Genomic DNA, 26,375 nt, shown 5'->3' with positions numbered 1-26,375 from the left:
CTCTCTTCCAAGTCCCGATACTTGTCCCGGAACAGCCGTAATACCGTCATCTCCCGCTCCACGGCTCACGAAGGACCTGGCTGCATCCCCGCTTCCTCTCTGTCGGGGGAACTACTGATCCTGCCCGGCCCCTTCCGGGATCGGACAGATCACGTGCCCAAAGACCGGACACTTCACGCACCAACGACACACCGGCAGGCGACCACTTTGACATACTCGCCGGGTCTTTCTAGACTCTCTCCTCAATGACTGGATCCTTATACTTTATTAGACTCTCAGGAAGTAGTAGGCAGCGTGGCCTCCAACACGGCCGCCAATTGCGTGAGCCCATTCAGACCGCGATCGACTTTTACCGGGAGCTGTTCAGCAGACATCTGAGCATCGATTCAGCGGAAATTCGAAGGAGGGCCGCGCGCTTCATCGAGCCGACCGCCCGGACCAGTCCCGAGCTCCTGGCTGAGTATGAAGGAATTGCTGAGGGATCGGGCCAGACACTGGAAGACATTTTCGCACTCTCCGGCCGTTACGAAATCACTTATGAATCGATTCGACTTGGAGAATGCTCGAATGTTTTCGTAGGCCCTCAGTGCATGGCCCAGGGACACACGCTGCTGGGTCAGAATTGGGAGTGGAGACCGGAGGTGATGGCTTTTCGAGCCGTGATTATCGCCCGCTGCGACGATCTCCCGGATCACATCATGGTGACCGAATGCGGACAGCCTGGGAAATACGGCCTGAACGAATATGGACTTGGAGTAGCCGAAACCGGTCTTTCCTGCGCCAGCCAGAGGAGCGTTGGAGACAACCTGTTCGTGGTTGTGATGCGAAAGATGCTGGCTTGCCGGGACCTGGACCAAGCCCGGCAAATGGTTCATCGATATCCTCCGGAGGCCACCATCAGCTTTTTCGCCGCCGACAGTCGAGGTCACGGATTCAATCTGGAGGCTCTCCCCTCCGGGATTGTCGAACGAGAGTTTTCTGAGGACGAAATCGACTGGCACACGAATCACTCCCGCTTGACGGAGGAGCCGTGTCTGTTTGGAGATAGCTTGATTCGGGGCCGCCGTTGGGAAGAGCTTATCGATGCCGCGCGTCCTGTCACCGTACCCCTTCTGGGAAGGTGGCTGGCAGACTCCGCAAACGGATACAACTCAATTTGCCGAGCACCCGATCCGGAGCGAGCCCAGACCCCAACCTTTCTACAGACGCTCTGCTCAATTGTGCTTGACCTGACGACTCGCGAGATGTGGATCAGCGACGGCCTGTCTTCCCAAATGCCTTACCAGCGTGTCGGATTTGATGAGGAAGAGCGACGACCATCCTTCTTGGCCTTTGACCAGGAACAAATGACCCCAACGGGACCTGATCACACCCGCCAACGAGCGTCGATGGAATGAGCCTGTTGCCTTTCTCTTTTCTCCGCTCCGCTGCTTTTTAACGCACGCTCGGAACATGTGCATTCACCCAGGATAGAGGAGTAGAGGCGATGAGAATCACCGATCTTCATTGTATGCGCTTGCTGGGCCCGCGACCCCATGGGGGTGGTGGGAAGCCCGGCACCTTTTCCAAGCTCCTGGTCAGAATCGATACCGACGAGGGTAGTTACGGCCTGGGAGAGGCCGAAAACATGATGGGAGTAAAAGAGGGCATCGAATATCTAAGGGCATGGCTGATCGGCCGGGATCCAATGGCTGTGCGCCCCTTTTTCTCCGAAATGCTTTATGGGACCGTACCTCCCCATCCCAGATTTCGGGTCTATGACCCCATCCGTTTCGAGAAGACTTATCGCCCGTCCCTGATCTGCTCTCCGACGGCGACGCCGACCGGGCCCGTGATCTGGGCCCTTAGCGGAGTAGAGATGGCTTTACTCGACCTCGCCGGCAAGATCCTGAATACTCCAGTCTACAACCTCCTGGGCGGACGGTATCGTGATCGGATACGCATCTACCTCGATCGGAGCGCTCCGGAAGCGGTCGACGATCTGGACGCTTGGAAGAAAATGGCCGAGGACTCGGTCAGGGATGGTTTTACCCAGCTGAAGTTCGACATCGACTATACGGCGTCTGACCTCGTCGAAGACTTCTGGAACCGCTCCATCCCCCTTCAACAAATGAACGGGATGGTCCGAAGACTGAAGTCCGTTCGCCAGACGGTCGGGCAGGACGTCGAACTATGCGTCGATTGCCATATGCAATACAACGTCGTCGATGCCGTGCGGCTGGCGCAGGAACTGGCATTTCTCAAATTGATGTGGCTTGAGGATCCTACTCCCATAAGCAATCCCCAAGCCTGTGCCACGGTCCGGGAAAAGAGTCCGATTGCCATCTGCATCGGAGAGATGTTCATCGCCGAGCAGTTCCGGCTCTTCATCGATGCCAAAGCCTGCGACATCATCCATCCCGATGTCCTTTTCTGTGGGGGGCTGCAGGAAGGCAGGCGGATCGCCGACTACGCCGAGTTGCACTACCTCCCCATGGCCATGCACGGAAACGGAGGATGCCTGGCAACCATAGCCGCCGCGCACCTGGCAGCGGCCACCCGCAATTTTCTGGGTCTCGAATACCATTTTTGGGAGGCACAATGGGTGGGCCGATATGTGAACCGCGAAGGGGTTTCCCTCTTCAAAGATGGATACCTTCCCCTCACCGATGCCCCCGGTTTCGGAGTCGAGCTCAATGTGGAGGTCTGCCGCGAGCACTTGGCACCGGGGGAGACGTTGTTCTCCGAGCCTTAGCCGCCCTTCATTGTCTGGTAAAGAAAGCAGTATCCTGGAGACGAAGTGTACCCCGCATGATCCTCCTGCTCATGGTTGCCATCGCCGTTTGGGCTCAGCCGACCGGTACCCTTGATCTGGCTCCGGCTGAGATCTATCCGTTCATCCCCCTGGAAACCCTGACGTCGGACTCGACCCCATCTTTTGACGAACTGACAGAAGCACCACCGGAAAACGATGTTTCCGGCTGGCATTTCCGTCTGGCCCGTCATTACCACCGCCGGGGTCATCCGATTGAGGCGGCCCGTCACGCCCGCCGTGCTGCGGAATTGCAGGGTGCGGAACCGTCCCACCAGTTGTTTCTGGCGAGTATCTACTGCAGGATGCAACGTTACGAGCTGGCCCGGACTGTCCTGGCAGGGGTTCTGTCCAGACAAGAACTCGCCTCCGAAGGGCGTATTCTGCTCGCCTACATCCTCCAGCAAACGGGTGAAATGGAGGCACAGCACGGACTGTTGCAGGAAGTCCTGAAATCCGATCCGCAAAACCCTTACGCCCTTTATCTCGCCGGAGTTTCATACTTTCGGCGCAATCGACACGAGAACGCGCTACAGACCTTCCAGGCTGCTGCCGTTGCAGGATTGGATCTGGCCGAGCTGCACTTCTATATGGGCCGGATCTATGCTCGGGATGCGGCGACTTTTGAACAAGCCATTCAGGCCTTTCAGCTTGCAGACCGATCCGACCGGAAGTCACCAGAACTGAAGAAGGAGCTAGGCCTGATTTTCTATCGCACCGGCCGGTATCAGGAAGCGCTGGCAGAGCTCAGAGTAGCCGTTCAACTGCAGCCGGAGTTTCCCCAAGCCTTCCATATCATGGCCCAGGTCTATCAAAGAGTGAGCCGTCTCGAAGAGGCCGGACAGGCACTGGCACGCTATCAAGAGCTCACCCACAATCAGGCGGTCCGCGAAAACAACCGCAGGAGAGGCCAGATCGCCTACCAGGAAGGCCGAACCCAACTCTCGGAAAAAAGACTTGATGAGGCCTCCAGAAGCTTCCGGGAATCGCTTCAGTTCCTACCCGAAAAGGATGCATCCTATTATGCTCTGGCCAGTATCCACTATCGGCGGCGGAAACACGCCCAGGCCATCGAGTTGGTTCGCAGGGCTATTACAGTGAATCCCCTCATCGCCGATTACCACATTCTGCTCGCCGAGAGCCTGGACAAGCGAGGCGATTTCCGATCGGCTATCGAGTCGATGCAGAAGGCTCTACTCTTGTCGCCACCGAGGGCGCGACTTTCCAACTATCTGGGCAACCTGTGTTTCAGATCGGGTGACTATAGCTGTGCCGCCGATGCTTACCGAGCAGCGTCCGAGCTGGAACCGGACAACCGATTCTATCGGATGAATCTGGACAGTGCGTTGCGCCGACTGGCGCCATATGAGAGCAAGAAGTGATCGGTTTTAGCCTGTGAACCGAAATAATGTCCTGTATTCGTCATTCGGGAAACGGTTCCAACCACTGCGGCAGTTCATTCTGCATCCGGTTCCGGTAGGTTGCAAAGGCTTCCTCACGAGCCCCCAGATAAGGTGGTAACAGCCGGAGGGGAAACCCGGGATGATGGAGTTTGAATATCAGCTTATCGTAGGTGCCGTCCATGTGGCTTCCATTCATCTGCAGGGCTCGCAAGATACTCGAATGATGATGCAGGTCCTTGAGGAGCTGCCTTAAACGCCCTTCATTCCTGCCTGTCTGTCCTAACTCGAAAAGTTCGCTGGCCAGCAGGCGATTCGAAGCGGCAATGGCTATCAGTTGACCACACTTGAGGCCTTTGAGACTTGCTTCAGCATACCCGATGTCACCGACGAAATGGCAAAGCTGGGGAGCCCGTTCAACGGCAGACCGGATCGTGGACATTCCAACTCGTCCGGCCCATTTGACCGCGACCAGATTCGAATAACGTTCTGCCAGTACGGACAACTCCCCGGGGCTCAACCAGCGCAGCCCCCTGGGAACGTTATAGAAAAGAAAGGAACAGTCAGGATTTCGCCCGCAGGTTGTTTCGAAGAACAGGTCCCTTTCGAGATCATTCAGTTCTCCCCAAGAAGGAAATGACAGCTGAAAGCTGGCGAAACCGAGAGCCCGGCCCACCTGTATCCGTTCCTGGATCTGCGGAATAGCAAGGGCGATAATGCCCAGTTGTCTGAGGCTGGTCTTGCCTTCGGTTTCTTCGGCAAAAACACGGGAGATGCTTTCAAACTGATTCAGAGTCAGCGCGTAGCCTTCCCCCGCCGTACCGAACAAGTAAATGCTCGTCTGGTCCTTGGCCAGCTGGCCGCGGACGACATCTCGAAACAGGGATTCATCCAGTTCGAATCGATCGGTCCAGGGAAGTGCACAACTGCACAGGATACGGGGACTCAGCCTGAGTTTCATGTAAACGCTCGACGAACCTATTGTATGATCTCTCTGGAAAACAGACAACGTAGAAGCCGGCGATGGTGTCCTTCCTCAGACCGGGCGAGCTGAACTTCTACAATCTTCGGAGGCTACTCACGAGACGAGGACGTACATGAGCCTGCGAGTCTTGTTGGTCGTCGGATCACTTGTAGGACTATTTCCCACGGTTTTCGGTTCTGTTTCCCTATCCGAGCATCAGAGACCCCCCGGCGCTGAAAGTGATTCGTTCAAGCCTGTCTTCACCGAGGTTACGGCTGCTTCGGGCATTCACTTCCGTCATCACAATTCACCGACTCCTTCCAAGTACGTGGTCGAAACGATAGGTTCCGGGTGTGCTTTTTTAGACTACGACCGAGATGATTATCTGGATATTTTTCTGGTCAATGGGGGTCGGCTTCCTGGCGCCGAGAAAGGCGCGCCCCCGGATCACGCTCTCTACCGAAATCGAGGAGACGGGACTTTCGTGGAAGTCGGAAAGGAGTCGGGGATCGAACGAAACCGTGCCTTCGGTCAGGGGATTGCAGTGGGAGACTACGATAACGACGGATTCGACGATCTGTTCCTCACCAATTTCAACGGACCGAACCTGCTCTACCGAAACCAGAAAAATGGGACATTCATGGAAGTGGCCGAAAAAGCCGGACTTACCTCCGACGGCCGGTGGAGTGCTGGAGCCGCCTTCCTGGACTACGACAACGACGGGCGTCTCGATCTGTACGTGGCTCGCTACATCGACAACACCTTCGAGAACAACCTCAGATGTGGCTCTCTGGTCGACGACTCTCTGCACACGTATTGTACCCCGGAGGTCTACGAAGGTGTTCCGGATCTATTGTACCGAAATCACGGGAATGGGACTTTTTCCGACGTCACCGCCGCTTCCGGTCTGGCTCGTTTCGTCGGGAGCGGCCTGGGCGTCATCACGTTTGACTACAACGAGGACGGTTGGACAGATATCTACGTGGCTAACGACACGGATCCTAATTTCTTATTTGAGAACGAAGGTGACGGAACCTGGAAGGAAGTAGCGATGTCCAGGGGAGCAGCAGTCGATGTGAACGGCAATGCGCAAGCCGGGATGGGGGTTGCGGCGGGCGATTTTGACAGAGACGGCCTGCCAGACCTGGCGGTCACCAACTTCGATTTCGAGTATCTGATCTTGTACCGGCAGCTCCCCGGGGGCTTCTTTGAGGATGCCAGTTCTCTAGCCGGGGTGGAGATTCCCAGCTCAGCCTACGTCGGTTTTGGGTTGGGGTTTTTGGATTTTGACAATGATTCGGATCTGGATCTCTTTGTGGCCAACGGTCATGTCTACGACAATGCCCATCGGGTTTTTCCCGGATCAAGTTACGAACAGCCGAAACTTCTTTTTGAAAATTCCCAGGGCAGATTTGCGGAAGTTGCCGCCCGTCACGGCAAGGCTCTGGTTCTGCCCCAGGTGAGCCGGGGCACCTGCTTCGGTGATTACGACAATGACGGAGACCTGGATGTTCTTGTCACCAATTCTGGTGCTTCTCCAATGCTGTTGCGGAATGACGGCGGCAATCGAAACAACTGGATTTCGTTGCGGCTGATCGGTACAGCGTCAAACCCCAATGGGATCGGCGCTCGGGTCAGATTGACACTGGACAACCTGGTATTGGAGTCCCAGGTCAGTGGGGGAGGCAGCTACTATTCCGCCTCGGACTATCGGCTGCACTTTGGCCTGGAGGATCGGGATGTCATCCGGCGCTTGGAGGTCTTCTGGCCTTCGGGAACCGTGGATGTGCGGACAAAGATTTCCAGTCGGCAGTTTCTTGTCATCCGAGAAGGGGAGAAGGGCGAATAGCACCAGCCGCGGAGCCACGGTCTGAATCGTCAAATGGAAGAGCCACAGGGGGTGAAATCATGTCCTTGACCTTCATTCACATCACCGACACCCATCTGGGAACCACTTGCGACGAGCTGGTTTATTTTTACGCTCCCGGACAGGCCTTGAAGGCGGTATTGAAGCAAATCGCAGCCGATGGTGCTTATGATGCCTCTTTAATCGTCGATACTGGGGATATGATTCGGGACTGGTCGCATCCTTCGGCCTATGAAACAGGCAAAAAGATCTATGGTTTAGAAGAAAAGTCACCAGCTCCCGGACCTCTCAGGATGCGTGCCGAAGGAATGGATCTGCCCTGGTATTATGTTCCGGGGAATGTCGACAACCGCCCAGAGTGCCGGAAAAGGCTATTTGCTCCAGATCCCGGAACGGCACTTTTCAACTACACGTGGAAGGCGCAGGGAATTCGCTTTCTCAGCCTGGACTGGGGAGCGTCCGGGACCAATCGTTACACGTTGACTTCCCAGTCCTTTAACTGGCTAAAGAAGCAACTGAATCAGAGCTGCCCTACTGTCATTCTCACCCATCACCCTCCCGTGTCCATAGGCATTCCGATGTTTGACGAAATGACACCGCCGGATCTGAACCGTCTCCACGAACTCATTGCCGGTTCCCCGGTGCTGGCCATCTTTCACGGACACACCCACCATCCGTGGGAGAATCGGATTGACGGGATCCCGGTATTCGGAACCGGCTCGGTGACCTACAGGCGCTGTTTGCATCACAACTACGAGCAGGGCATGGTGCTGGAGATCCATCCCCCACAGTATCGGGTCGTGACCATACACAGTGACGGTTCGGTGTCTGCCCCGATTCACGAAGTACCCTGGCGATCATGAAGTGATCTTGTCTCTGTGGATGAAACTTCGGTCTGATCTTGCCGGCAGGTTGGAAGAGGACGGCTCAAGATCGATCCGGTTTCACAACCGATTTACGCTCTTGAGGTCGAAAGCCGCACCTGAAGCAACTCTACAGGCACCGATGGGTCACCTTGCTGAGCTGGTTCCACGCTCAACTCAAGAGAATTCGGTCCTTTTCTGATCAGATTCCCGGGCAACTGCAGGCCGATCCACGACTCCTGACTAGGTCCTGATCTTTCGACCCCCGGCGGGAAGCCGCTTTGGAGATCCATCCACTCCCGGCCGTGTTCGGAAGACGCTTCGGAAACGGCAGTACCGTTGAGGGTCCACCTGACGCGCCGCTGATCCACATCTCCCTTCCACTGGATGAGAAGGATGGCTTGGTCTATCGAATTGGGAGCATCCGAGACATTCAGCGTAAACTCCACACCTGCCACCCCGCTGACCGTGGTGAGTGCACGGGGAATTTGAGCAGGATAGCAGGCATCGGCCAGAGCCCCCTGCCCAGGCCGAACCGGAAAATCGGGGTCAACCTGGTACAGCTTGTTTCCGTGAGCCAGCTCGGCGGGCTCTGCCAGCCTCGGCACTGTGCCGAAATCCTCCGGATCAGTGGGTCCGTGATGAGTGTGCCAGTCATAGAGGTAAATGCCATCGACTCCTTCTTGCCAGAAACGGTGGGCGGCGGCGCGGACCGCGTCATAGTTGGAAGGGTCGTCGTTGGTGATGGCCGGGTCCCGGACATCGAACTTGGGCCGGCCGGTTCGGAACAAGGGATGAATGCGGTCCAGGCAACCGTAAACGGGGACCTCGTGCCGTTGTCCCAATTCAACCCATTCCTTCATGGGAATGGAGAAGGGCATCAATCCCGAACCGGCCATCAACAAGTCGACCCATCCCTGCTCCGTCCAGGTTTCCGGATCCAGTCCTACCGCAAGACACAGCTCCATGCTGTCCGGAACACGCACGGCAAGGAGAATCGGCCGGCCCTTCTGCTGAGCGAAATGATCGAGCCGCCGGCGCACCTGGTGAACGAAATCGTTCATGATGGGAATGTTTCGCCGCTGCTCGCCCAGCTTGAAAAACATGGGCATCCGGATCCAGTCCAGTTCGACTCCGTCGACGTCATAGCGCTGGCAGATGCCTTCGACGACTTCCAGAAAATGGGCCCGGGTTCCCTCCAATGCGTAATTGTAGGCAGGCCACGACCAGAGATCCCGGGACGCCAATCCCCTTCGGTCCAGCACGTCCTTGAGGGGATTCTCCGCGACGACTTGGCGTCTCAGCTCGGACTCTGAGGGAAGTACATTGGAGGGTGTTTTTCCCTGCTGTGCCCTCTGTTCCTCCAACCGGATGAATTTCATGACCCAGGGCAGATATTTTTTTTCCCAATGTTCCTGCGAGATGTAACCGAGCAGCAACTCGGGGTGCTGGAGCCGAAACGGCACCCAGTACCCTCGATTGGGAGGGAAGTAGGCGGCATGCGTATCATTCATTCGAATGGAATAGAAGAACTCCATCCCGTTACGACGAGCGAAGTCGACGACGTGTTTGACCGGGTTGGGCGCCAGGACGGCAATCTTCTCGGTGGGAAACTCCCAATCAGGTTCGTTCGTGTGGCCATTGTAAAAGATGGAGTTCACCTGAGTTCCTTCCAGGTATTTCATGGTGTAACTCAAGTATTGATCCACCGACCGAACCGGTGCCGGGAACGTTCCCCGCCCACGGGCAGTACTCTGGATGTCACTTCCGTCGTTGTTCCACACCAGCCGACGATTACGGCGGCGAGCCGCAAGGCGGTCTCTTGGAATCGATCGTGACCTCACGGCAGGACCTGCACTCTCCTGACTACAAGCCGTAGCCAGTGCAGAAACCGTTGCCAACTCTTTCAAAAAGACTCTTCGGTTCTCCAATTCGTTCCTCCTCTGAAGATCCTTACTGTCAGCCGTGCTTCGCCGGCCGGCATCAAACCCTCGGTAACAATCTAATGGCGGCATCCTGGAGTGCGGAAGCCTGTCCTCCGCTCGTCAACGCAGCGTTCCAGGTTCCTTTTTGCAGCACATGGCTGCTTCTCACCCGAGTCTGAATCACGACTGCTGACGGACGGCACGCAGAAAACAATTCCTAAACCTGAACGATTACTAGACCCGATCGATCTTGACTTCCAACAGATAGATTCGGCTGCGCTCGCCGGAATTGGGAGGAACCGGTTCCCAGCCGAACGGAGTCCGGTCGTAAACCAGGAAAACCCGGTTCGGAGAGACCTCGATCAGATCGATGTACGCCGATGTCTGTTTTGCATTCATCTGAAAGGAACTTGGAACCGTTCGATTGTGATGAGCCATGAGGTCGACGGATTCCCACTTCCGGCCACGGGAATCGCCGGAAATCCATAAAAAGAGTCCCGGCCGACCCGTCACAAGCGTCAAAGCACCATTGGCCAGTCGAAGCAACTGGGGGGCGACACTGTAAGCCGGCAGCCGGTCCACCCGAGACCAACTCTTTCCGCCGTCACCGCTGTAGGCGCGCGCCAACTTCTGATCTTCTCCGGTACCGACTCGGCTCACACACATCAGGTCTCCGTCTGCCAGTTGCACCAGGCAGGGCTCATCGAAGCCCTCCTTGGCATCGGGTACGGAGTCGGGTCCGGCGATTGTGGACAGATAGCGCCAGTGACGCCCTCCATCGTTCGAGGCCACTGCGACGGTGCCCCACCGAGCGTCACCCTCGAACCGCACGGAGATCGTAGCGACGAATTGGTCCAGTTCCAGAATATCGCTGAACCAGTTAATTCGGGCCCACCAGGTGCGGCTCTCCCGGGGCCAGGGTTCGACATCACGCGGCAGTCCTTCCACCACAGCTCCCCACGGCTCCACCATATAGCGCTTCCCTCCCCGATCGTATGTCCATCGGTGTGCGGAGAAGCGGCGGGACTGTCCGGCGGGATCCGGTTTCAAGTAGGTCGAAGTGCCGATGATCCGGCCATCGGGCAGACTGATCCTGGGCTCGCCGCAGCCGTTGTGAAATCCATTCACATCGTAAGCAAAATCAAAGTTCAGCCCCTCGTCGGTGGAAACGTAAACCGCCTGAGTGTTGGTGAGATTGGTATTGACATCCGCGTTCAAGGAATGATTGAGCATCAACTCACCAGTCGAAAACTTCTCCAGGCCCGGATACCAGCAGTGTCCGGACGCTGTTTCGGCCACTACCCGAGGTTTACGCAGCCGCAGTAGGAAGTCTCTCATCTGGATCTCCTCTCGCACCGTGGTGAAGCTCCTGGTTGAGGTCGCAGACAGCCCCGCGACGCCAACGGCTGCCAGATGCCTCGATCCAACCTGAATGAATTCGCGCCGGCTGGACTGTTCTTCCAGGTTACTCCGATACCGGTTCTTCCTTGTAGAGTCCACCGTTCCCTCCCTTACGAAAATACGAACTATTCGAAAGCTCGTTGGTCATTTCGAATCAACTGGCGTGGAATCTGATTCTTGGCCCCAAATTGGTGGCCAACTCCTGAAACAGCCGCAGCCGAGGCTCTCACTCGGAGTCCCTTCCGGTCAGCGAAGCCGGAAGTGGCAGTAACGGCTACCGTGGATGTCCTTCTCGTGACACCAGAACCCAACGAAAAAAGACCCGTCAGAAAAGGTCGCAATTCGGGGCTCTCCGAAGGCAAAGTCGGCCCAGTACATGGCCTCCGTATCCTGATCCTCCTCCCGGAAACCGGCGACTGCCTTCCAGAGGATTTCTTCGAACTCAAGATGAAAACCTTTTTCGTCGGGACGGGCGGTGGCAAACCCAACACCGGGAGGATTGCCGTACCGCCGGTTGAAAGCACAGGCTACCCGGCCATCTGGGAGTGCGTGAACAGCGGTCGTCTGGCCGATCAGCGTGGTGGATCGATTGGAGCAGAAGCTCTTGCCCCCGTCCCGGGAAATACTGTATTGAACAGGCAGGTCTTCACCCGCTTCCATATCACGAGCATAAGCAATGCCGAGAAGTCCGCCGTCGGCCATCTCTTCCACCCACACCTCTTGGTAGGCAATTTTCCCGGAAGGATCCTCCATGAATTCGGCAAAATCGGGCCAACTCTCTCCCTGATCATGGCTTATCATGACGGCCGCTTTTCCCTGATTGGCGTTCGTGCCGGTGTGATCCAGCCAGGGCGCGAAAGGAGCCAGCCAGTCTCCTTGCCGGGTGGCACAAATCACTCCGCCCACTTCGGGAGGCTCGGGATAACACATGGGAATGGACCTGACAGGACTCCAGCTGACACCCTGATCATCTGAGACGGAGAAGATCAGCTCAGTGTGGGAAGCTCCCCCAGTCTTGCGGTCATAGTAGGTCTCGCCGGCAGCGGGAGTGTCCCAGAGCATCCCTAATCCCAGCAACTTCCCGTTCCGGGTCCGGCTCACATTGAGCCGACCGCTCTTCCCGGACGAATGCCAGTCCCACATCGGGCCCTGATCTTGCCAACTGCTCCCCCGATCGTCAGAGCGGAAGATCCGGCTATAACTGCGCCCGGTTCCGATTTCGAGGTGGAATCCGACGGACGCAATCAAAGTGTCGTCCGCCAAGCGGACGATCTGGCAGTGCCTGGGATAGGCTCCGTTTTCGTCCGGCTGGCTTAAGAAATAGCCCTCTGAAAATATTTCAACTCTCTTCACCGATCACCCTCCACGACCACGTGACAATTAAAGTCAGGAAATTGCCCGACGATCTGCGGTGGTTCCTCACGTCGCGCTCCGCGGATTCGCCCAGTCGCTTCTTGCGACCCTTTGGCGGTGGTTCAGTCGAACCACCACAGCGGCTTGCTTTCCCGAATACTCCTCTATTCTTCAGTGTCCCGCCACCAGGTAAGAAATCAGCAGCCAGGGCAATAGGGCTAAACTGCCCCACATGAGATTTGTCTTCCAGCCTTTTTCGCGCGTCGGAAGCATGCTTAAGAGCGGGCCAAAGATCAGGCCCGCCAGTAAGGAAACGACGGCAATCCATTGAAAGCTCACACCGGGCTGGCCGGTCAACACGTCCCAGAACGCGATCAGAGCGCCTGCCAAAAAACTGTAAATGGCTCCAAACGCCGCCCCAAAAGGGGTGGCAAAGGATACGAACAAGGCCAGAAAAAAGAGAATGAACAGGGGGACGAGAAAGAGGTAGTTGGTCTTGACTGCCACCTCCTGGATGTTACCGGGCACCTTGTCGATGATGGAACTGATCAAGACTACGGCTACTCCAATGCCCACAGTGAGATAGCGCGCTGTCGCCAGGTGATGTCTTTCCGTGCCCCTATTGGACCGATTGAGGAAATCGACCATGATGACCGTAGAAACAGAGTTGATCCCAGAATCAAGACTGGACATCACGGCAGCAAACATTGCCACAATGACCAATCCGGCCAAGCCGATAGGGAGATAGTTTGCAACGTAGTGCGGAAATATATAGTCGGCATCTTCAAGCAGACTTTGACCGTCGGGAATGAGGTGCGGATTCACACTGAAAAAGCCAAGCAGCGCAAATCCGACTAACGCCAGGACCACGGTAATGAAGATGCCGGCCACGGAGTTGACCAGGAAAGCGCGTCGTGCCGCCGTGGCGTCCCGGGTGGCCAAATAGCGTTGAATCGCCAGTTGGTCGGAACCGGCCGTACAGATCCAGTAGATCAGGCTGTTCAGAAAGGCGCCCACAACAGTGGCGCGTACTGCCGGGTCCAAGGAGAAAACGGGCTGAACGTCCCAGTTGGGGGCCCAGGACGTTGGAAACCAAGCATAAAAGCTGCCCAGTTCACGATTGATCAACGCAATCGTGAGAACCGCCCCCCCGAAAAGAATGAAAAACTGGGTCACGTCGGTGATCACCACGGCACGCAGGCCGCCCAGTGCCGTGTAGATCACGGTGACGAATCCAGCCACGATCACGATATAAGGGAGAGTTTCCAGAGACCAACCTAACACCACGACCATGACTCTTCCGGTGAGGTAAATCATCAGCGCCATCCATACCAGCCGGGTGACAATGAAAATGAACGACCCCAGCAATCGGATCCGGGTTCCGAGCCGGCCTTCCAGGATCTCGTAGGCGCTGGTGACGGGCAGACGCACCAGATACGGAATCAGGCCGTAGCCGACGATGACATAGATGAGCGGGATCATGGCCACACTGGCGAGAACTACGGGGCCATGTTTGATCATCTCCCCGGGATGAGCCAGGTAGGAAACCGTGCTGAGCAGAGTGGCGAAAAGGGATATGCCAATGGCGAAGGAATTCATGTTTCGTCCGCCGACAAAAAATTCCTCGGTACTTTTCAACTTGCGCGATAGAAACCATCCGACCCCCAATACCGCAGAGCCGTAAAAAAGCATCACGGCCCAATCCAGCCAACTTAAACCCCGATGTTGCCGGCGTTCGATACGCAAGAGGGCGTTGGCGGCGCCGACGCGCACATCGATGTCTCCGCTCCTCAACAGGGCTTCCAGCACACCCTCATCTTGCCGATCTCCCGAAGCTCCAAGGGCGCCGCACACTTCGACTTTCTGCGCCGTGTTCCCCGTTGTGAGGTATTTCAACAGCTCCTGCCGAGCCTTCGACCTCCGTTCTCCGGAGGAATGGACGAAACCGGCGCCCAGGGCATAGACTCGGCTGCGGTCCTCGGAGGATGCGCTGAACGCGACTCTTTCTAATCGAGCCAAGGTAGTGGGCTGGATCTTTTTCAGGTTTCGGAATGCGTAACTGACGTTGGCGCGCCCGTCCGAAAAATCCAGAAGCTCAGCCAGAGCCCCTTCATCGTCAGCGTCCCCTGAGTTGGCCAAGGCCCACCGGGCGAAGGCGCGAAAAGAGCCTGTTTCTTCGCTCGCGACCTGTAGGAGTTCCGCCGGCCTCTCGGAGTAGCCCAGTTTGGCCAGCGCTTCCACGGCATGCACTCGGTCAACACCTTGGACATCCAGAAAGGCATCGCGGATCTTTCCGACATACCTTTTGGCGGCCGCTTGATCATTGCCTTGCGCTTTAGCCAGCGCTCTCCACAACCCGATGCGATAGAAGGGACCCGCGCTGGCCAATTCCTTTTCCAGCGCGTCCTTGACTCCCACGGAGTAGCCATTCCAGAGCAGTGCCTCCGCGGCTCGCACTTTGGTCCACTGGCGGCCTTCTTCCAATGCCTGACGCAGGATGAAAACCGCCTGTTCCCGACGTTCATCCTGCTGGGTGATTGACGCTGTGGGCGCGGCACCAACCCACGCCATGGACAGGACGAAGCTCAGCCAGCAGACCCAAAGAAGCAAGTAAACGGACGCTGTGCCGATACCTGCGGAGAAGCGCACTCCGCCGTGGGACGTGGAGCTTCCGCCGTTCCTATCAGAGAGACGAGGCGGTATGAGTATACGAAATCTTGGAGTTATGTCGTGATGGCAGGGTGTTGTCGATTCGCTCACACCTCGTTTTTCTGCGAAGCTGTCACCCCGCCCGCTGCAATTGGGATCTAGTCTGCAGATTCACCGGCGGCAGCGCAGCAGGCCCCATCAGAACGCGTATCGGATACCCAATTGTATGCGCCGCATGGGATAGGCATTCCGCAGCGTAACGGTTCCGGGTTGTGAGACATCGATCCGCTGGCTCGGGACGAACAGATTCGGATGATTCGTAGCGTTGGCCATCTCAACGCGTACTTCCGCCGTATGGGTCTCGGTACCCGGAATGGCGAAGAGTTTCGAAATCCCAAAGTCCAAGTTGACGAAGTTGGGTCCGTCGATGATGTTACGTCCCACATTTCCCTGACCTGTTCCGGACCGGGCCGTAAAATGGGTGGGATCAACCCATCGCTGTCGGCTCGGCTTCGGTAGTCTGTCCGGCCCCTTGTTCGGTGCCCAATCCGGCCGCAGCACACCACCCCAAAGCACATTTACGGGTGCTCCGGAATTGGCGTCGAGGAGGAAATTCACCTTCCAGCCTCCCAGGACAGCGTCAATTATGCGATTCCAATCGCCGCCCCACAGCCGCTGCCGACCGAACGGCAGCTCGTAGATTCCCGACAGATTGACGATATGTGTCATATGGCCTTGGCCTCGACCCCATTCCTCCTCCTTCCGGACCTCCACAGCGGCGCCGACCGTGGTATCGAAATGTTCCGGTGTATCATTATGCAGACTACCCAATGTGTAGTTGGTACGAAACGAGAGTCCCGCCGCAAAGCGCCGCTCCAGCGTCATCTGAATGGCATGATATTTGCTATCGTGACCACTGGAGCTGATCCGGAGTCCGTTACCCAGTGTGAAATTGTCGTATCCGTACAGGGATGCGAATTTCTGTCCCCTGTGCTCGAACTCGAGATGAACTCCGCGGGAGCCGATGTAGCCCACTTCCGCTGCCAGACTGCCCGGCAGTTCCTTTTGGATCGTCAGGTTCCAGTGCTGCATATAGGGATTATGAAATCCGTTTTCCGGCATGCGGATGTTGCCGACGGTCAAGTATTGCAGCCTTGACACCTCTGGCTGTAGCTCGTCCCAGAGGAAGACGCGACCACCCGTAGTGCCAAAGGCTCCAAGATTGAGCCACGCCTGCCAGGGAGCCACTGAAGACGAATTTCGATTGACGGCAAAGCCCTGAGGGCTTCCGTAAAAGATACCGTATCCGGCGCGGACGACCATATTGCCGGTTCCGAAGGGACGATAGGCGATTCCGAGTCGAGGTCCAAAACTGTCTTTGTCCTCGTCGAAGAAGGTCTGCGCGGGGCCGTCGAACCGGTGGGGGAACAGCAATGCTGCCCGCTCATCGGGGGTCATCTGGTCATGGGCATCGGCCGGATAAATTACTTCATCGGTGACGAGGTCGTAACGGGCTATCCGGGCATTGCCGATAGGACCAAACGGAGCAAACCAGTCATGGCGCAGACCGATGTTGACGGTCAGTCTGGGGTTCACCTTCCAATCGTCCTGAATGAAGAACGAAATTCTCCACCTCTTGCTCTTTCTCCACTGGGGAGTGAACTGAAAGCCGGCGAAATTATAGTCGCCGATGAGGAAGTCGGCGGCTTGGTTCGTGGTCCCGTTGTCGGTGCCCCAGCCCAGCCAGTACTGCCCGGTTGAACCGCACGCCCCGATCGCGCGGTGACGATCCTGGAGCAGGTCTGCCCCTATCTTGATGAAGTGATTCCCGTGGTGGACGCTGAGCGAGTTAGAGACTTGGTAGTTATAAGACATCCGTTCATTGAACGGCGTCGCCCAGAGTCCGAAGTAGGAGCCGAAGCCCCTCACATTGACGCGGGGGACGCCGTGAAGATGCGTGTCTTCATCGGACGGATGAAAGGCCATACCAAAGTTCTTGGCATAATTCTCAGACCTGTTGGTCTGGGCATAACCTCCCTTGTGAAAGGCATAGCCCGCACGACCCTCCCAGATCACTTCCGGGGTGATACTCCACGCCCCTCCCAGCACCGAATTGACATTGTCGGTGTTATTGGAAAGGTCGCTGGCACGTTCGCAACCAGCGCCACAATCGATGGCCGGGGCGACCACTCCCGCGCGTGTCGTCCATAAGGTTGAGCTGAAGATGGAGAAATCGTCAGAGAAACTGTGGTCGATTCGGATAACGTGTTTCGGCTCAAACGTACTGGCGTCGAAGTTGCCATTGTAGTTATAGGCACCATCGAATCCCTGGTTGGGACGAGGCAGGATCTGGAGCATGTTCTGCGTCGCCGCACTGAATTGCGATGAAGGAATCACTCCGTTGGGGTACGGTTCCTTGGTATAGGGATCCACCGGCAGACCCCACGGGGACTGGGAGAAGTCCCCTGCCAACTCGGCGTCGTCCAACATGTAACCTCGCTTGACGTCCTCGCTGGGGCTTCGAAACTTCTCAAAGTTGTAAAAGAAAAATGTCTTGCCGGTTCCGTCGTACAAACCCGGTACCCAAACGGGGCCACCAATACTGCCTCCATAATCGTCCTGCTCGTACACCGGCTTGGATGCCGCGAAATAGGGAATGGCCGCCCAGTCTCCGCGGCGGGAAAACCAGTAGACGCTTCCGTGGAAGTCATTGCTTCCCGACTTGGTTCGAACATTGACAATGGCCCCCATGGCCCTCCCGTGTTCAGCCGCGTAAAGGTTGCGAACCAGCTCGAACTCGGCAATCGAGTCGAGCGGGGGCTTAACGGCCATGTCCGCGTTGTGATCATCCATGGAGCGGATGCCGTCGATACTGTACTCGTTGTCACGGGCACGGGCCGCACCCACGACGAGATTGGTTTCCTGATACCCCATTGCTGCGGGTGCCCGAGTGGAAACTCCGGCGGTGGTCTTGGTCAAGTCTAAAAAGTTTCGACCGAAGAGCGGCAACTCGGTAATTTCACGGTCCTTGACGATTATTTCCAGGCTGGATGTCTCCGACCGCACAAGCTGGGTCCCTGCACTTACGGTGACCACTTCGGCTACGGCCCCGACTTCCATGGTCAGGTCGACACGCACCGTGCTGCCTGTTTCCAACAATACATTCTGAGCGACAGCAGCTTTGAATCCGGCCATCTCAGCACGAATCTCATAGGCACCGATGTTGGTCAGCTGGGCGATGAGGTAGTCCCCGGTATCGTTGGTGACAACCGTGCGTGTCTGATCGGTTGCCGTGTGGCGGGCAGTTACCTCCACTCCGGGAATCACACCTCCCGAATCATCCTTTACCGTTCCCACAAAGCTTTGGCTACTTTGTCCCCAGAGCAAAGCAGAACCGCCGACCACAACCCAAATTGCGACCAGCCAGTTCAGACACCAGATGCCACGGTTAGCTGTGTAATGGCTTCTCATCTCTACCCCTCCTGAAAAAGCCTGGGATTGGCGGATGACCTGCACTCTCGCCGAAGGTCGACCAGAGACACCTTATAAATTATATATTGTAGGCTCCGAAATTCGGGGAGATTCTAAATTAGAAATTTTCTACTGTCAAGTATGTTTCGATTTTTCCCCAGGATGATCTCACGCTTGTCATTTGTGGAGTGTCCTCCACAACGCGAAGGGGAAGGGAGATAAGTTCCCCAGGATCCTTGGCCGAGGTCGCCAAGTGATCCGGGGCTGGTAGCCATTGACCTCTGATCCAGTCCGGCCGGAAGGAACCAGTTTGGGCCCGGATGGGGCCACAACGGTCGGGACCGAGCCGGAGGATCCCAAGATCCGGGGGGCGGGAGGTGGAGTTGTGATCGGAGACAGCTCAGGAAGCGAACTGAGCCGCATGCGGTGACCGCACGGATCGCTTTGCTCCGTTTCATCGAGAAGTGTTGGACTGCGGCTTGAACCTGTGGGAAACCGCGATGGAAGATAATCTCCAGCACCGTCTGGGTGACGATCGCATTGTTGGGCGTCCCGGTACCCGTATGCCTCGGACACGCAGCTTCGCCGACTGTGGTGTCCGGGAGGCGGAGGTTGCGGTTCTCGACGACCCAATGGCCGCCTGGACGGTCCCCCGCTGATCATTGCCGCGTTCTCCATTCAGAAATGCGGGTCAGAGAAGCATACCCGCGCGACCCATCGATTCCCGGGAGACCACAATCAGATCTTCGCCAAATATGACGGTGCCCTGAAAAATCTCATGAACCTCCGAGATGACCTGTTCCCGCACGCCCGGTCCGTCGATCTGTCCCGTGAAATGGGTCAGAACGACTATTTTGACGCCCGCATCCCGGGCCAGAGCGCCGATCATTCCGGGGCTCCCACAACCCCTCGCCATGGCCTCGTTGAGTTCCGTGCCGGAAAGGTAGTGGCACATGTGAATGAGCACGTCGGCACGTTCGCAAAAGGAGACCATTCGATCGGTGGGCCCGGAGTCTCCACTGTAGACCAGAGATCGCCCTTCCGATTCCAATCGATAGGCAAAGTATGGTTGAACATGGGAAACTTCGATAGCCCGGACCATCCAGTCGTCTCCCCGGAACTCGGATCCACTTTCCGCTTCGGCAATGACGGGCCGCGGACGTTCTCTCGCCCCGGTTCCGCCGCGGGCGCGATAGATCGCCACGCTCATTTCGTTCCGGGTCCTGGCCTCCATATCGGAATCGAAGATCCCGTCTTTTTCGAATAGGGCTTTTGCGATTCGCCGGATCGGCCGGGGACCATAAATCTTCAACTCGGGAATTTTCCCCGCCCCTTGTCCCAGCGCTGAAGAACGTAGTGCGGAAGGTCGATGCAATGATCGTAATGCCAATGGGTTGTGAAAAGTTGTGTGATCTCGGTCGGCTCTTTCCCCGTCTCCAGAAAACGGCGGTAGGAACCGGGACCGCAGTCGAACACGAAACATTCCGACTCGGTTTCCACCGGGTAGCCCGAACCGGCCCGCTTGACTGAAGGTGTCGGAGTCCCGGTCCCCAGTAGAGTCAGTCTCACTCGGCTGTCTCCCTGACGCTGCAGATCAAGGCATGTCCCGAAAATGGGTTGCCATTGGATTCTTCCCTTGCAGGACGGCTCCTGCAAGTGCCTCGGAGCTTTACCGGCGACGAGATCGAAACTATCCTTGTGCCGAATGCAACCCGACTCCTGACCTTGGTCTGACCCGCCAATGCCGCCCCAACTGGTCATCTCCAACGGAACCCTGCTGGACGGGACCGGCGCCCCGCCAAGACGCGCCGACGTGGCAGTCTCCCAGGGCAGGATCTCGGACGTCGGAGATCTCGGATCCGTCTCCGACGTCCCCCGGCTCGACGCCTCCGGCCTCTTCGTCGCGCCCGGTTTCATCGACATCCACAGCCATTCCGACTACTCCCTGGTGGTGGACCCGCGGGCGGTCAGCGCCGTCAGCCAGGGGGTGACCCTTGAGGTGATCGGAAACTGCGGCCACGGCTGCGCCCCGGTGGAGAGCGTGGACTTGGCGGCCAGCAACATCTACGGCTACCAGTCCTCCCTGGGCATCCCCTGGAAGACCATGGCCCAGTACCTGGACCACCTGGAGTCCCTCGAACCGGCCCTCAACGTCGCCACCCTGGCCGCCAACGGCAACCTGCGCCTGGCCACGCTGGGCCTGGCGGACCGTCCTGCCGACCCGGGGGAGTTGAGGCAGATGGAGAAGTTGCTTGCCCAGGCCCTGGAGGAAGGGGCGTACGGATACTCCACCGGGCTGGAGTACAACTGCGAGCAGGGCGCCAGTGAAGAGGAGGTGGCGGCCCTGTGCCGGGTGGCCCGGAAGGCGGGCGGCTTCTACGCCACCCACACCCGGAACCGGGCGGGCGAGGCCAGGGAGACCATCGCCGAGGCGATCCGGACGGCCGCGGCGGCCCGGATCCCGCTGCAGATCTCGCACATCGCCACCGTGGCCCGGCTGGCGCCGGACAGCCACTGGGCGGTCCAGCAGGCCCTCGACCAGGTGGAGGACGCCCGCGCGCGCGGCCAGGACGTCACCTTCGACCAGCACACGCGCATCTTCGGCACCACCAACCTCAGCACCATGCTTCCCCAATGGGCCTTGGAGGGAGGACCCGGGGCCATCGCCGAACGGCTCAAGGACCCCCGGATCCGCAAGAAGATGAGCGCGCACCACAGCATCATCGTCTCTCTGGCTCAACGGGACTGGAACCGCATCGTGGTCTTCCACAGCCGCGCGCTGCCGGAGATCTCCCAGAAAAGCCTGGCCGAGATCGCCGAGACCTGGAACCTGGAGATCTTCGACGCGGTCTGCGAAATCCTGCTGGCCGAGATCGACGACCTGCACGCCACCATGGTCATCTGCTTCGCCTACGAAGTGGCGGACCTCCACCTGCCCTTCGCCAGTCCCCACTGCATGCCCGGCTCCGACGCCATCGCGCTGGCGCCGGACGGCCCCCTGAAGAACGAGACCTTTCACGGCGCCTACACCTGGGCCGGCTACTTCTACCGCACCTTCGTCCGGGACAAGGGTCTGCTCACTCCCCAGGAAGCCGTCCGCCGCATGACTTCATTCCCCGCCGCGCGCCTGGGTGTCACGGACCGGGGCACGATCCGGAAGGGCATCTGGGCCGATCTGGCCATCTTCGATCCCGAGGCCTTCACCGACTGCGGAACGACATTCCACCCGAACCAGGTCTGCCGGGGAATGGTCCACGTCCTGGTCAACGGAACGCCGGTCCTGGAGTCGGGACGGCTGACCGGGGCCAGGACGGGACGGGTGCTGCGCAGCGGATAGGGTCCCCTGCGGCGCCGGTCGGTCCCGGAAACCCGATTCAGAACGACATGAACCGGGAGTCGGGAAACGGCTCGATCAGTTCGTCCGCGGCGGGTTCCGCGTGGTGGATCTGGAAGGCGTAAAGGTCTCCCTCCCGGAGATAGAACCGCAAGCGCACGGGACGGCCGGCCAACTCTGCCAGGTCTTCCTGATGCCTCCAACGGACCGGCTGTTGGACACCGTCGAATCTGCCGAGAACGCAGTCCGCCTGAGTATACCCCTCAAGGGGAGTTCCCTCGGCATCCAACACCTCCACCTTCAGATCTCCTTGAGGCACCTGGGCGTTGACCGTGAGGAGCCGGCCCTGGAAGACCAGGGGGTGGGTGGTCAGGACCCCCACGTCCCGCTTGGCTCTCCGGGAGACGAATCCGTTGGTCCGGAACTCGGCCAGACCGGGCCAGATCCGGTAGTCGGGGCTTTTGGCAAGGAACGACTCCGGCGTTTCTCCGGTGTTGGCGGTCAAATCCGCCCAGAAACGGCTCCTGGCATCTTCAACCGTGCCATGAGTTCCCCGTCTCCAGCTCCAAGCCGAGGGCATCAGAGACCAGGAGAAGCCCTTCGTCGAGGGAGGCGCCAGGTACGGACGTTCCACGAAAGTCTCGTCGGCAACCAGATCTTGAGCGTCCTTCCCCCCCATGCCGCTGTACAAGCCGGAGAGCTTTTCGCGAATCCAGGCGTGGAAGTGGAGATAGTTGCCCCCGTGATAGAAAATTCGGGTTCGTTCGCCCTGCCGGTGCCAGCCGGTGGGCAGGTAGACGACACCCCAGTCGAAGGCCCCCGGGGGGCCGTTGGCCAGCCATGCCTGTTCTCCACCCGGCTGCTCCCAGTGGATGCCGTTGCGGCTCACCCAGAGCTGCAGATCCAAGTGCTGGGTGCGGACGTTGTAGCGGGGGAAGAACCCCACGTACGAGTCCCCCAGCCGTCGCACCCGGAAGCCGTAGTTGTGGAGATTGGGATCGGACACCTCGGGAACCCAGATGTAGCGGGCCTCCCAGTTGATGCCGTCCCGGGTGACGTGACGGGCCAGGGTCCGGGCCTTGGTGGAGTTGTCGTACCGGATCCGGCCGCGCCCCCGGTTGGGGGGACCCGGGGAGGTATAGGCCACGAACTCTCCGGTCGCCTCGTCGTAGCCCATGGCCGCCGTGGTGTCGCCGGAAACGGACATGGTTTCGGTGCCGCCCTGTCCCAGCCCCAACACGGGCGTGGGGCTGGTGACATAGCTCTTCCCGTCCTGGTCCCAGACCACCAGGTAGTAGCCTCGGCGCAGGGCCGAGCGATCACTGGTCTGCTGGCCGGTGAAGAGCCACAGGCGGGCCCCGCGCAGGTCCGGGTTCCCCCGGCGCCTGTAATCCCAGACACCGGAGAACCCGGGAAAGAGATCCCCCGGTTGGGTCACGTTCAACCCGGCCAGGATGTTGTTGGCTCGCGAGCCGTCGAATTCCACCCGGCCCAGGTCCGGCTTCGTCCAGGTGACAAGATCCTGGGAGACGGCCAGCATGTGATAGCGGGTCCGGTCGTAGTTGACGTGGCGGTAGGTCAGTTCGTAGCGCTTCTTCTCGCGATTGTAGCGGGCCGAGTTGTCCAACAGGATGGAGTGGCCTTCGTAGGGACGGTCGGGTGAGAGGATGGGACCGTCCGTTACTTTTCGCGCCGGATGAAACACTTTCCGGAGACCGCGCGACTCGGCCACCAGGTAGTCGTCCACCAGGAGTTGCGGTCCATCGCCGATCCTGGCCGCATCGTCCACGCGCGGCGCCGGTCCGTTTCGAAACAGTTGGACGGTTCTTACCACCCCGTCCGGCGACACCTTCCCCTCCCGAAGGAACCGGACACGAGCCCGGTAGACCCCCGGCAGCAGGCCGTCCAGGGAAAACGTCACGTGCGTATTGAGCTGGGTCAGCGACACCTGAACGGGCTCGGCGACTCGTTGACCGGTCGAAGGCTCCACCAGGTCCACCACTGCCGGAAGTTCGTCGGCCAGGGCGCCCGGGAGCAGTTTCAGATCCAGTCCCGCTTCGGCGTCGTCGATGTAAAGGAGCCGATCCAGGTCCGCCCAGATCCATTCCTGGGGCGGAAGGCGAAACAGGGTCTGGAAGACGGTTTCTTCCGTAACCGGATCCCGGCCTGAGACCCTGAGCGTGTACTCCCCGGGATAGAACTGCTTGGGCCGATGCACCCAGGGACCGTGTCCCAGCAGCGGACCGAGACCGAAGCTGACCGGCCGGGGACCGTCTGAGGCTTCAACGTACCGCTCCCGGCGAGTCGATCCTCCGTTGGGAAAGGTGAGATCGGCACGAACCAGGAGCGCCGGCGACGGACCCAACCGGAATTGCACCGCGTGGTCCAGATCCCCCTCGAACGCCAGGGAAAAGCCGGAGACCAACTCGGACGGTGGGGCCGCGCCCTCCAGGTAGGAATCGAGTGGTACGCCGGCTTCGGCGGTCGACAGGCCGAGAGCCGCAATCATCAGGAAAAGTGCCAAACCCGGATTCAAAACTCCAAAGCTCGAAGAAGTTCCCATTTTCAGACCCCGATCTTTAGTACGAATTTCCCGTATCCGCCGGTCCCCCGTCGTCAGCGTAGCCGATGAGCCGGCTTCAATCCATGACCGCATTGTCCCTGGATCAGGGTCCGATCTACAATTCGAACATGATTCTGCGAAACCGGTTCATGCTCGCAGGGTTCCTGATGATCGGCCTGATTGCGGCTCAGGGCTGCCCCGCAAAGGCGCCCGCCAGGCCGCCCAACATCGTCTTCATCCTGGCCGACGACATGGGGTATTCGGACCTGGGATGCTACGGCGGCGAAATCGAGACGCCGAATCTGAACGCCCTTGCTGCGGGGGGACTGCGTTTCACCCAGTTCTACAACACGACCCGGTGCTGGCCGACCCGGGCGGCTCTGCTGACCGGATATTACGCTCAGCAGGTCCGGCGCGACGTGCTGCCCGGTCACTGCGGAGGAGGCGTCACCGTCCGTCCGGAGTGGGCTCCGTTGCTGCCCGACCTGCTGGAACCGGCGGGCTATCGCAGCTACCACAGCGGCAAGTGGCATATCGACGGCAAGGTGCTGGACGGCGGCTTTGATCGTTCGCTCGACATGAGAAACGACGGCAACTTCTTCACCGCCGCCGGGAACGCCGTCGACGATCAACCGATCGAACCGGCCGCGGACGAGTCCGGGTATTACGCTACCACCGCCACCGTCGACCACGCCCTCGACTGTCTCCGGGAGCATGCGGACGCCTACCCTCATCGACCCTTCTTTCACTACATCGCGTTCATCGCGCCCCACTTCCCTCTCCATGCCCTGCCCCAGGACATCGCGCGGTACCGGGACCGGTACCTGGACGGCTGGGACGTCATGCGGCAGCAACGCTTCGCCCGGCAAAGAGAGATGGGACTGGTCAATACGATCCTGTCGGACCTGGAGAGAGAGGTCGGACCCCCGTATCACTTTCCGGAAGCCCTCCGGAAGCTGGGGCCCGGCGAGATCAACCGCCCGCTGCCGTGGAATGAGTTGACGGAGGAACAACAGCGTTTCCAGGCGACGAAGATGGCGATCCATGCGGCGATGGTGGATCGGATGGATCGTGAGATCGGCCGCGTGATCGAGCAGCTCAAGGCCATGGGCGCCTTCCGGAACACGCTCATCTTTTTCGCCTCCGACAACGGCGCCAGCGCCGAGATCATGGTGCGTCATGGCGGTCACGATCCGGAGGCCCCTCCCGGGAGCGCGGCCACTTATCTCTGTCTCGGCCCCGGTTTCTCCAGCGCCTCCAACACTCCGTTCCGGCGCCACAAGACCTGGGTCCACGAAGGCGGCATCAGCACGCCGCTGGTGGCGCACTGGCCCGAGGGGATCCGGGCCCGCGGCGAGCTCCGGCACACTCCGGGTCACGTGATCGACATCGTCCCCACCATCCTGGACGCCGTCGGCATCCGGAAACCGGCGAGTCTGGGCGGCCGGGCCGTCCCCGACGCTCCTGGCCGAAGCCTCCTGGGCACGTTTGCTGAAGACAAGGCCATCGATCGCGAATTCCTCTGGTGGCTGCACGAAGGAAATCGCGCGGTACGCGCCGGCGATTGGAAGCTGGTCGCCTCGAAGGGAGATCCGTGGGAGCTGTACGACCTGTCGACGGACCGTGCCGAGGCTCGAAACCTGGCTCAGGACGATCCCGGAAGAGTCAAGGCACTGGAAGCGATCTGGCAGCGCGAACTCGAAGCGATGAAGAGGGTGGCAGCCTACGCCAAGCCGAGTGAATCCGACCCTGCCAAGTGACACGTGGCCGCACGGCCATCGATGTCTTGACAGG

Annotated in this window: 16 protein-coding genes; 7 read left to right on the top strand and 9 right to left on the bottom strand. The window is 58.8% G+C overall.

Going from position 1 to position 26,375, the window contains the following annotated elements; all coding sequences use genetic code 11:
- Window positions 1-245: 245 nt before the first annotated feature.
- The 3 genes from OXT71_09415 to OXT71_09405 all read left to right on the top strand — a co-directional run bounded on the left by OXT71_09415 (window position 246) and on the right by OXT71_09405 (window position 4,173).
- Complete coding sequence (locus tag OXT71_09415; GenBank protein ID MDE2926603.1) at window positions 246-1,397, top strand: C45 family autoproteolytic acyltransferase/hydrolase; 1,152 nt, start codon at window positions 246-248, stop codon at window positions 1,395-1,397.
- Window positions 1,398-1,486: 89 nt separating this feature from the next.
- A complete protein-coding gene (locus OXT71_09410) occupies window positions 1,487-2,734 on the top strand; it encodes a mandelate racemase/muconate lactonizing enzyme family protein (GenBank protein ID MDE2926602.1) in 1,248 nt (415 codons plus the stop codon).
- Between the two features lie 56 nt (window positions 2,735-2,790).
- On the top strand, window positions 2,791-4,173 hold the full coding sequence (locus OXT71_09405) for a tetratricopeptide repeat protein (protein ID MDE2926601.1): 1,383 nt from the start codon (window positions 2,791-2,793) through the stop codon (window positions 4,171-4,173).
- Between the two features lie 40 nt (window positions 4,174-4,213).
- Here the strand turns inward: OXT71_09405 and OXT71_09400 are convergent, their stop codons facing one another.
- On the bottom strand, window positions 4,214-5,152 hold the full coding sequence (locus OXT71_09400; protein ID MDE2926600.1) for a dihydrodipicolinate synthase family protein: 939 nt from the start codon (window positions 5,150-5,152) through the stop codon (window positions 4,214-4,216).
- 136 nt (window positions 5,153-5,288) lie between these two features.
- Here OXT71_09400 and OXT71_09395 point away from each other — a divergent pair, with 136 nt between their 5' ends.
- Both OXT71_09395 and OXT71_09390 read left to right on the top strand, forming a co-directional pair.
- Entirely contained in the window at window positions 5,289-7,004 is a 1,716-nt protein-coding gene (locus tag OXT71_09395; GenBank protein ID MDE2926599.1) for a CRTAC1 family protein, read from the top strand.
- 59 nt (window positions 7,005-7,063) lie between these two features.
- A complete protein-coding gene (locus tag OXT71_09390; protein ID MDE2926598.1) occupies window positions 7,064-7,885 on the top strand; it encodes a metallophosphoesterase in 822 nt (273 codons plus the stop codon).
- A 92-nt stretch (window positions 7,886-7,977) separates the two neighbouring features.
- On the opposite strand, the gene OXT71_09385 is transcribed toward OXT71_09390, so the two are convergent.
- From OXT71_09385 to OXT71_09355, 7 genes are all read right to left on the bottom strand, one after another.
- Window positions 7,978-9,570, bottom strand: coding sequence for a hypothetical protein (locus OXT71_09385; protein ID MDE2926597.1), 1,593 nt, complete (start codon window positions 9,568-9,570; stop codon window positions 7,978-7,980).
- Between the two features lie 474 nt (window positions 9,571-10,044).
- Complete coding sequence (locus OXT71_09380; GenBank protein ID MDE2926596.1) at window positions 10,045-11,148, bottom strand: sialidase family protein; 1,104 nt, start codon at window positions 11,146-11,148, stop codon at window positions 10,045-10,047.
- Window positions 11,149-11,457: 309 nt separating this feature from the next.
- Entirely contained in the window at window positions 11,458-12,564 is a 1,107-nt protein-coding gene (locus tag OXT71_09375; protein MDE2926595.1) for a sialidase family protein, read from the bottom strand.
- 171 nt (window positions 12,565-12,735) lie between these two features.
- Window positions 12,736-15,213 carry a hypothetical protein gene (locus tag OXT71_09370; protein MDE2926594.1) on the bottom strand — a complete coding sequence of 826 codons (2,478 nt, stop codon included), beginning with the start codon at window positions 15,211-15,213 and terminating at the stop codon, window positions 12,736-12,738.
- 198 nt (window positions 15,214-15,411) lie between these two features.
- The gene (locus tag OXT71_09365) at window positions 15,412-18,684 is read right to left on the bottom strand and encodes a TonB-dependent receptor (GenBank protein ID MDE2926593.1); all 3,273 of its coding nucleotides are present in this window, start codon (window positions 18,682-18,684) and stop codon (window positions 15,412-15,414) included.
- Between the two features lie 691 nt (window positions 18,685-19,375).
- A complete protein-coding gene (locus OXT71_09360; protein MDE2926592.1) occupies window positions 19,376-19,996 on the bottom strand; it encodes an MBL fold metallo-hydrolase in 621 nt (206 codons plus the stop codon).
- Window positions 19,993-20,253 carry an MBL fold metallo-hydrolase gene (locus OXT71_09355; GenBank protein ID MDE2926591.1) on the bottom strand — a complete coding sequence of 87 codons (261 nt, stop codon included), beginning with the start codon at window positions 20,251-20,253 and terminating at the stop codon, window positions 19,993-19,995. The genes OXT71_09360 and OXT71_09355 overlap by 4 nt, the downstream gene beginning before the upstream one ends.
- 172 nt (window positions 20,254-20,425) lie before the next feature.
- Here OXT71_09355 and OXT71_09350 point away from each other — a divergent pair, with 172 nt between their 5' ends.
- Window positions 20,426-22,021 (top strand): amidohydrolase family protein, encoded by a 1,596-nt coding sequence (locus OXT71_09350; GenBank protein MDE2926590.1) that lies wholly within the window; start codon window positions 20,426-20,428, stop codon window positions 22,019-22,021.
- 37 nt (window positions 22,022-22,058) lie between these two features.
- On the opposite strand, the gene OXT71_09345 is transcribed toward OXT71_09350, so the two are convergent.
- On the bottom strand, window positions 22,059-24,542 hold the full coding sequence (locus OXT71_09345; GenBank protein MDE2926589.1) for a hypothetical protein: 2,484 nt from the start codon (window positions 24,540-24,542) through the stop codon (window positions 22,059-22,061).
- 206 nt (window positions 24,543-24,748) lie between these two features.
- Here OXT71_09345 and OXT71_09340 point away from each other — a divergent pair, with 206 nt between their 5' ends.
- Complete coding sequence (locus OXT71_09340) at window positions 24,749-26,341, top strand: arylsulfatase (GenBank protein ID MDE2926588.1); 1,593 nt, start codon at window positions 24,749-24,751, stop codon at window positions 26,339-26,341.
- Window positions 26,342-26,375: the final 34 nt, after the last annotated feature.

It is taken from the genome of Acidobacteriota bacterium (assembly GCA_028874215.1).
Lineage (GTDB): Bacteria > Acidobacteriota > UBA6911 > RPQK01 > JAJDTT01 > JAJDTT01.
This window is presented reverse-complemented; position numbering and strand designations above follow the sequence as displayed.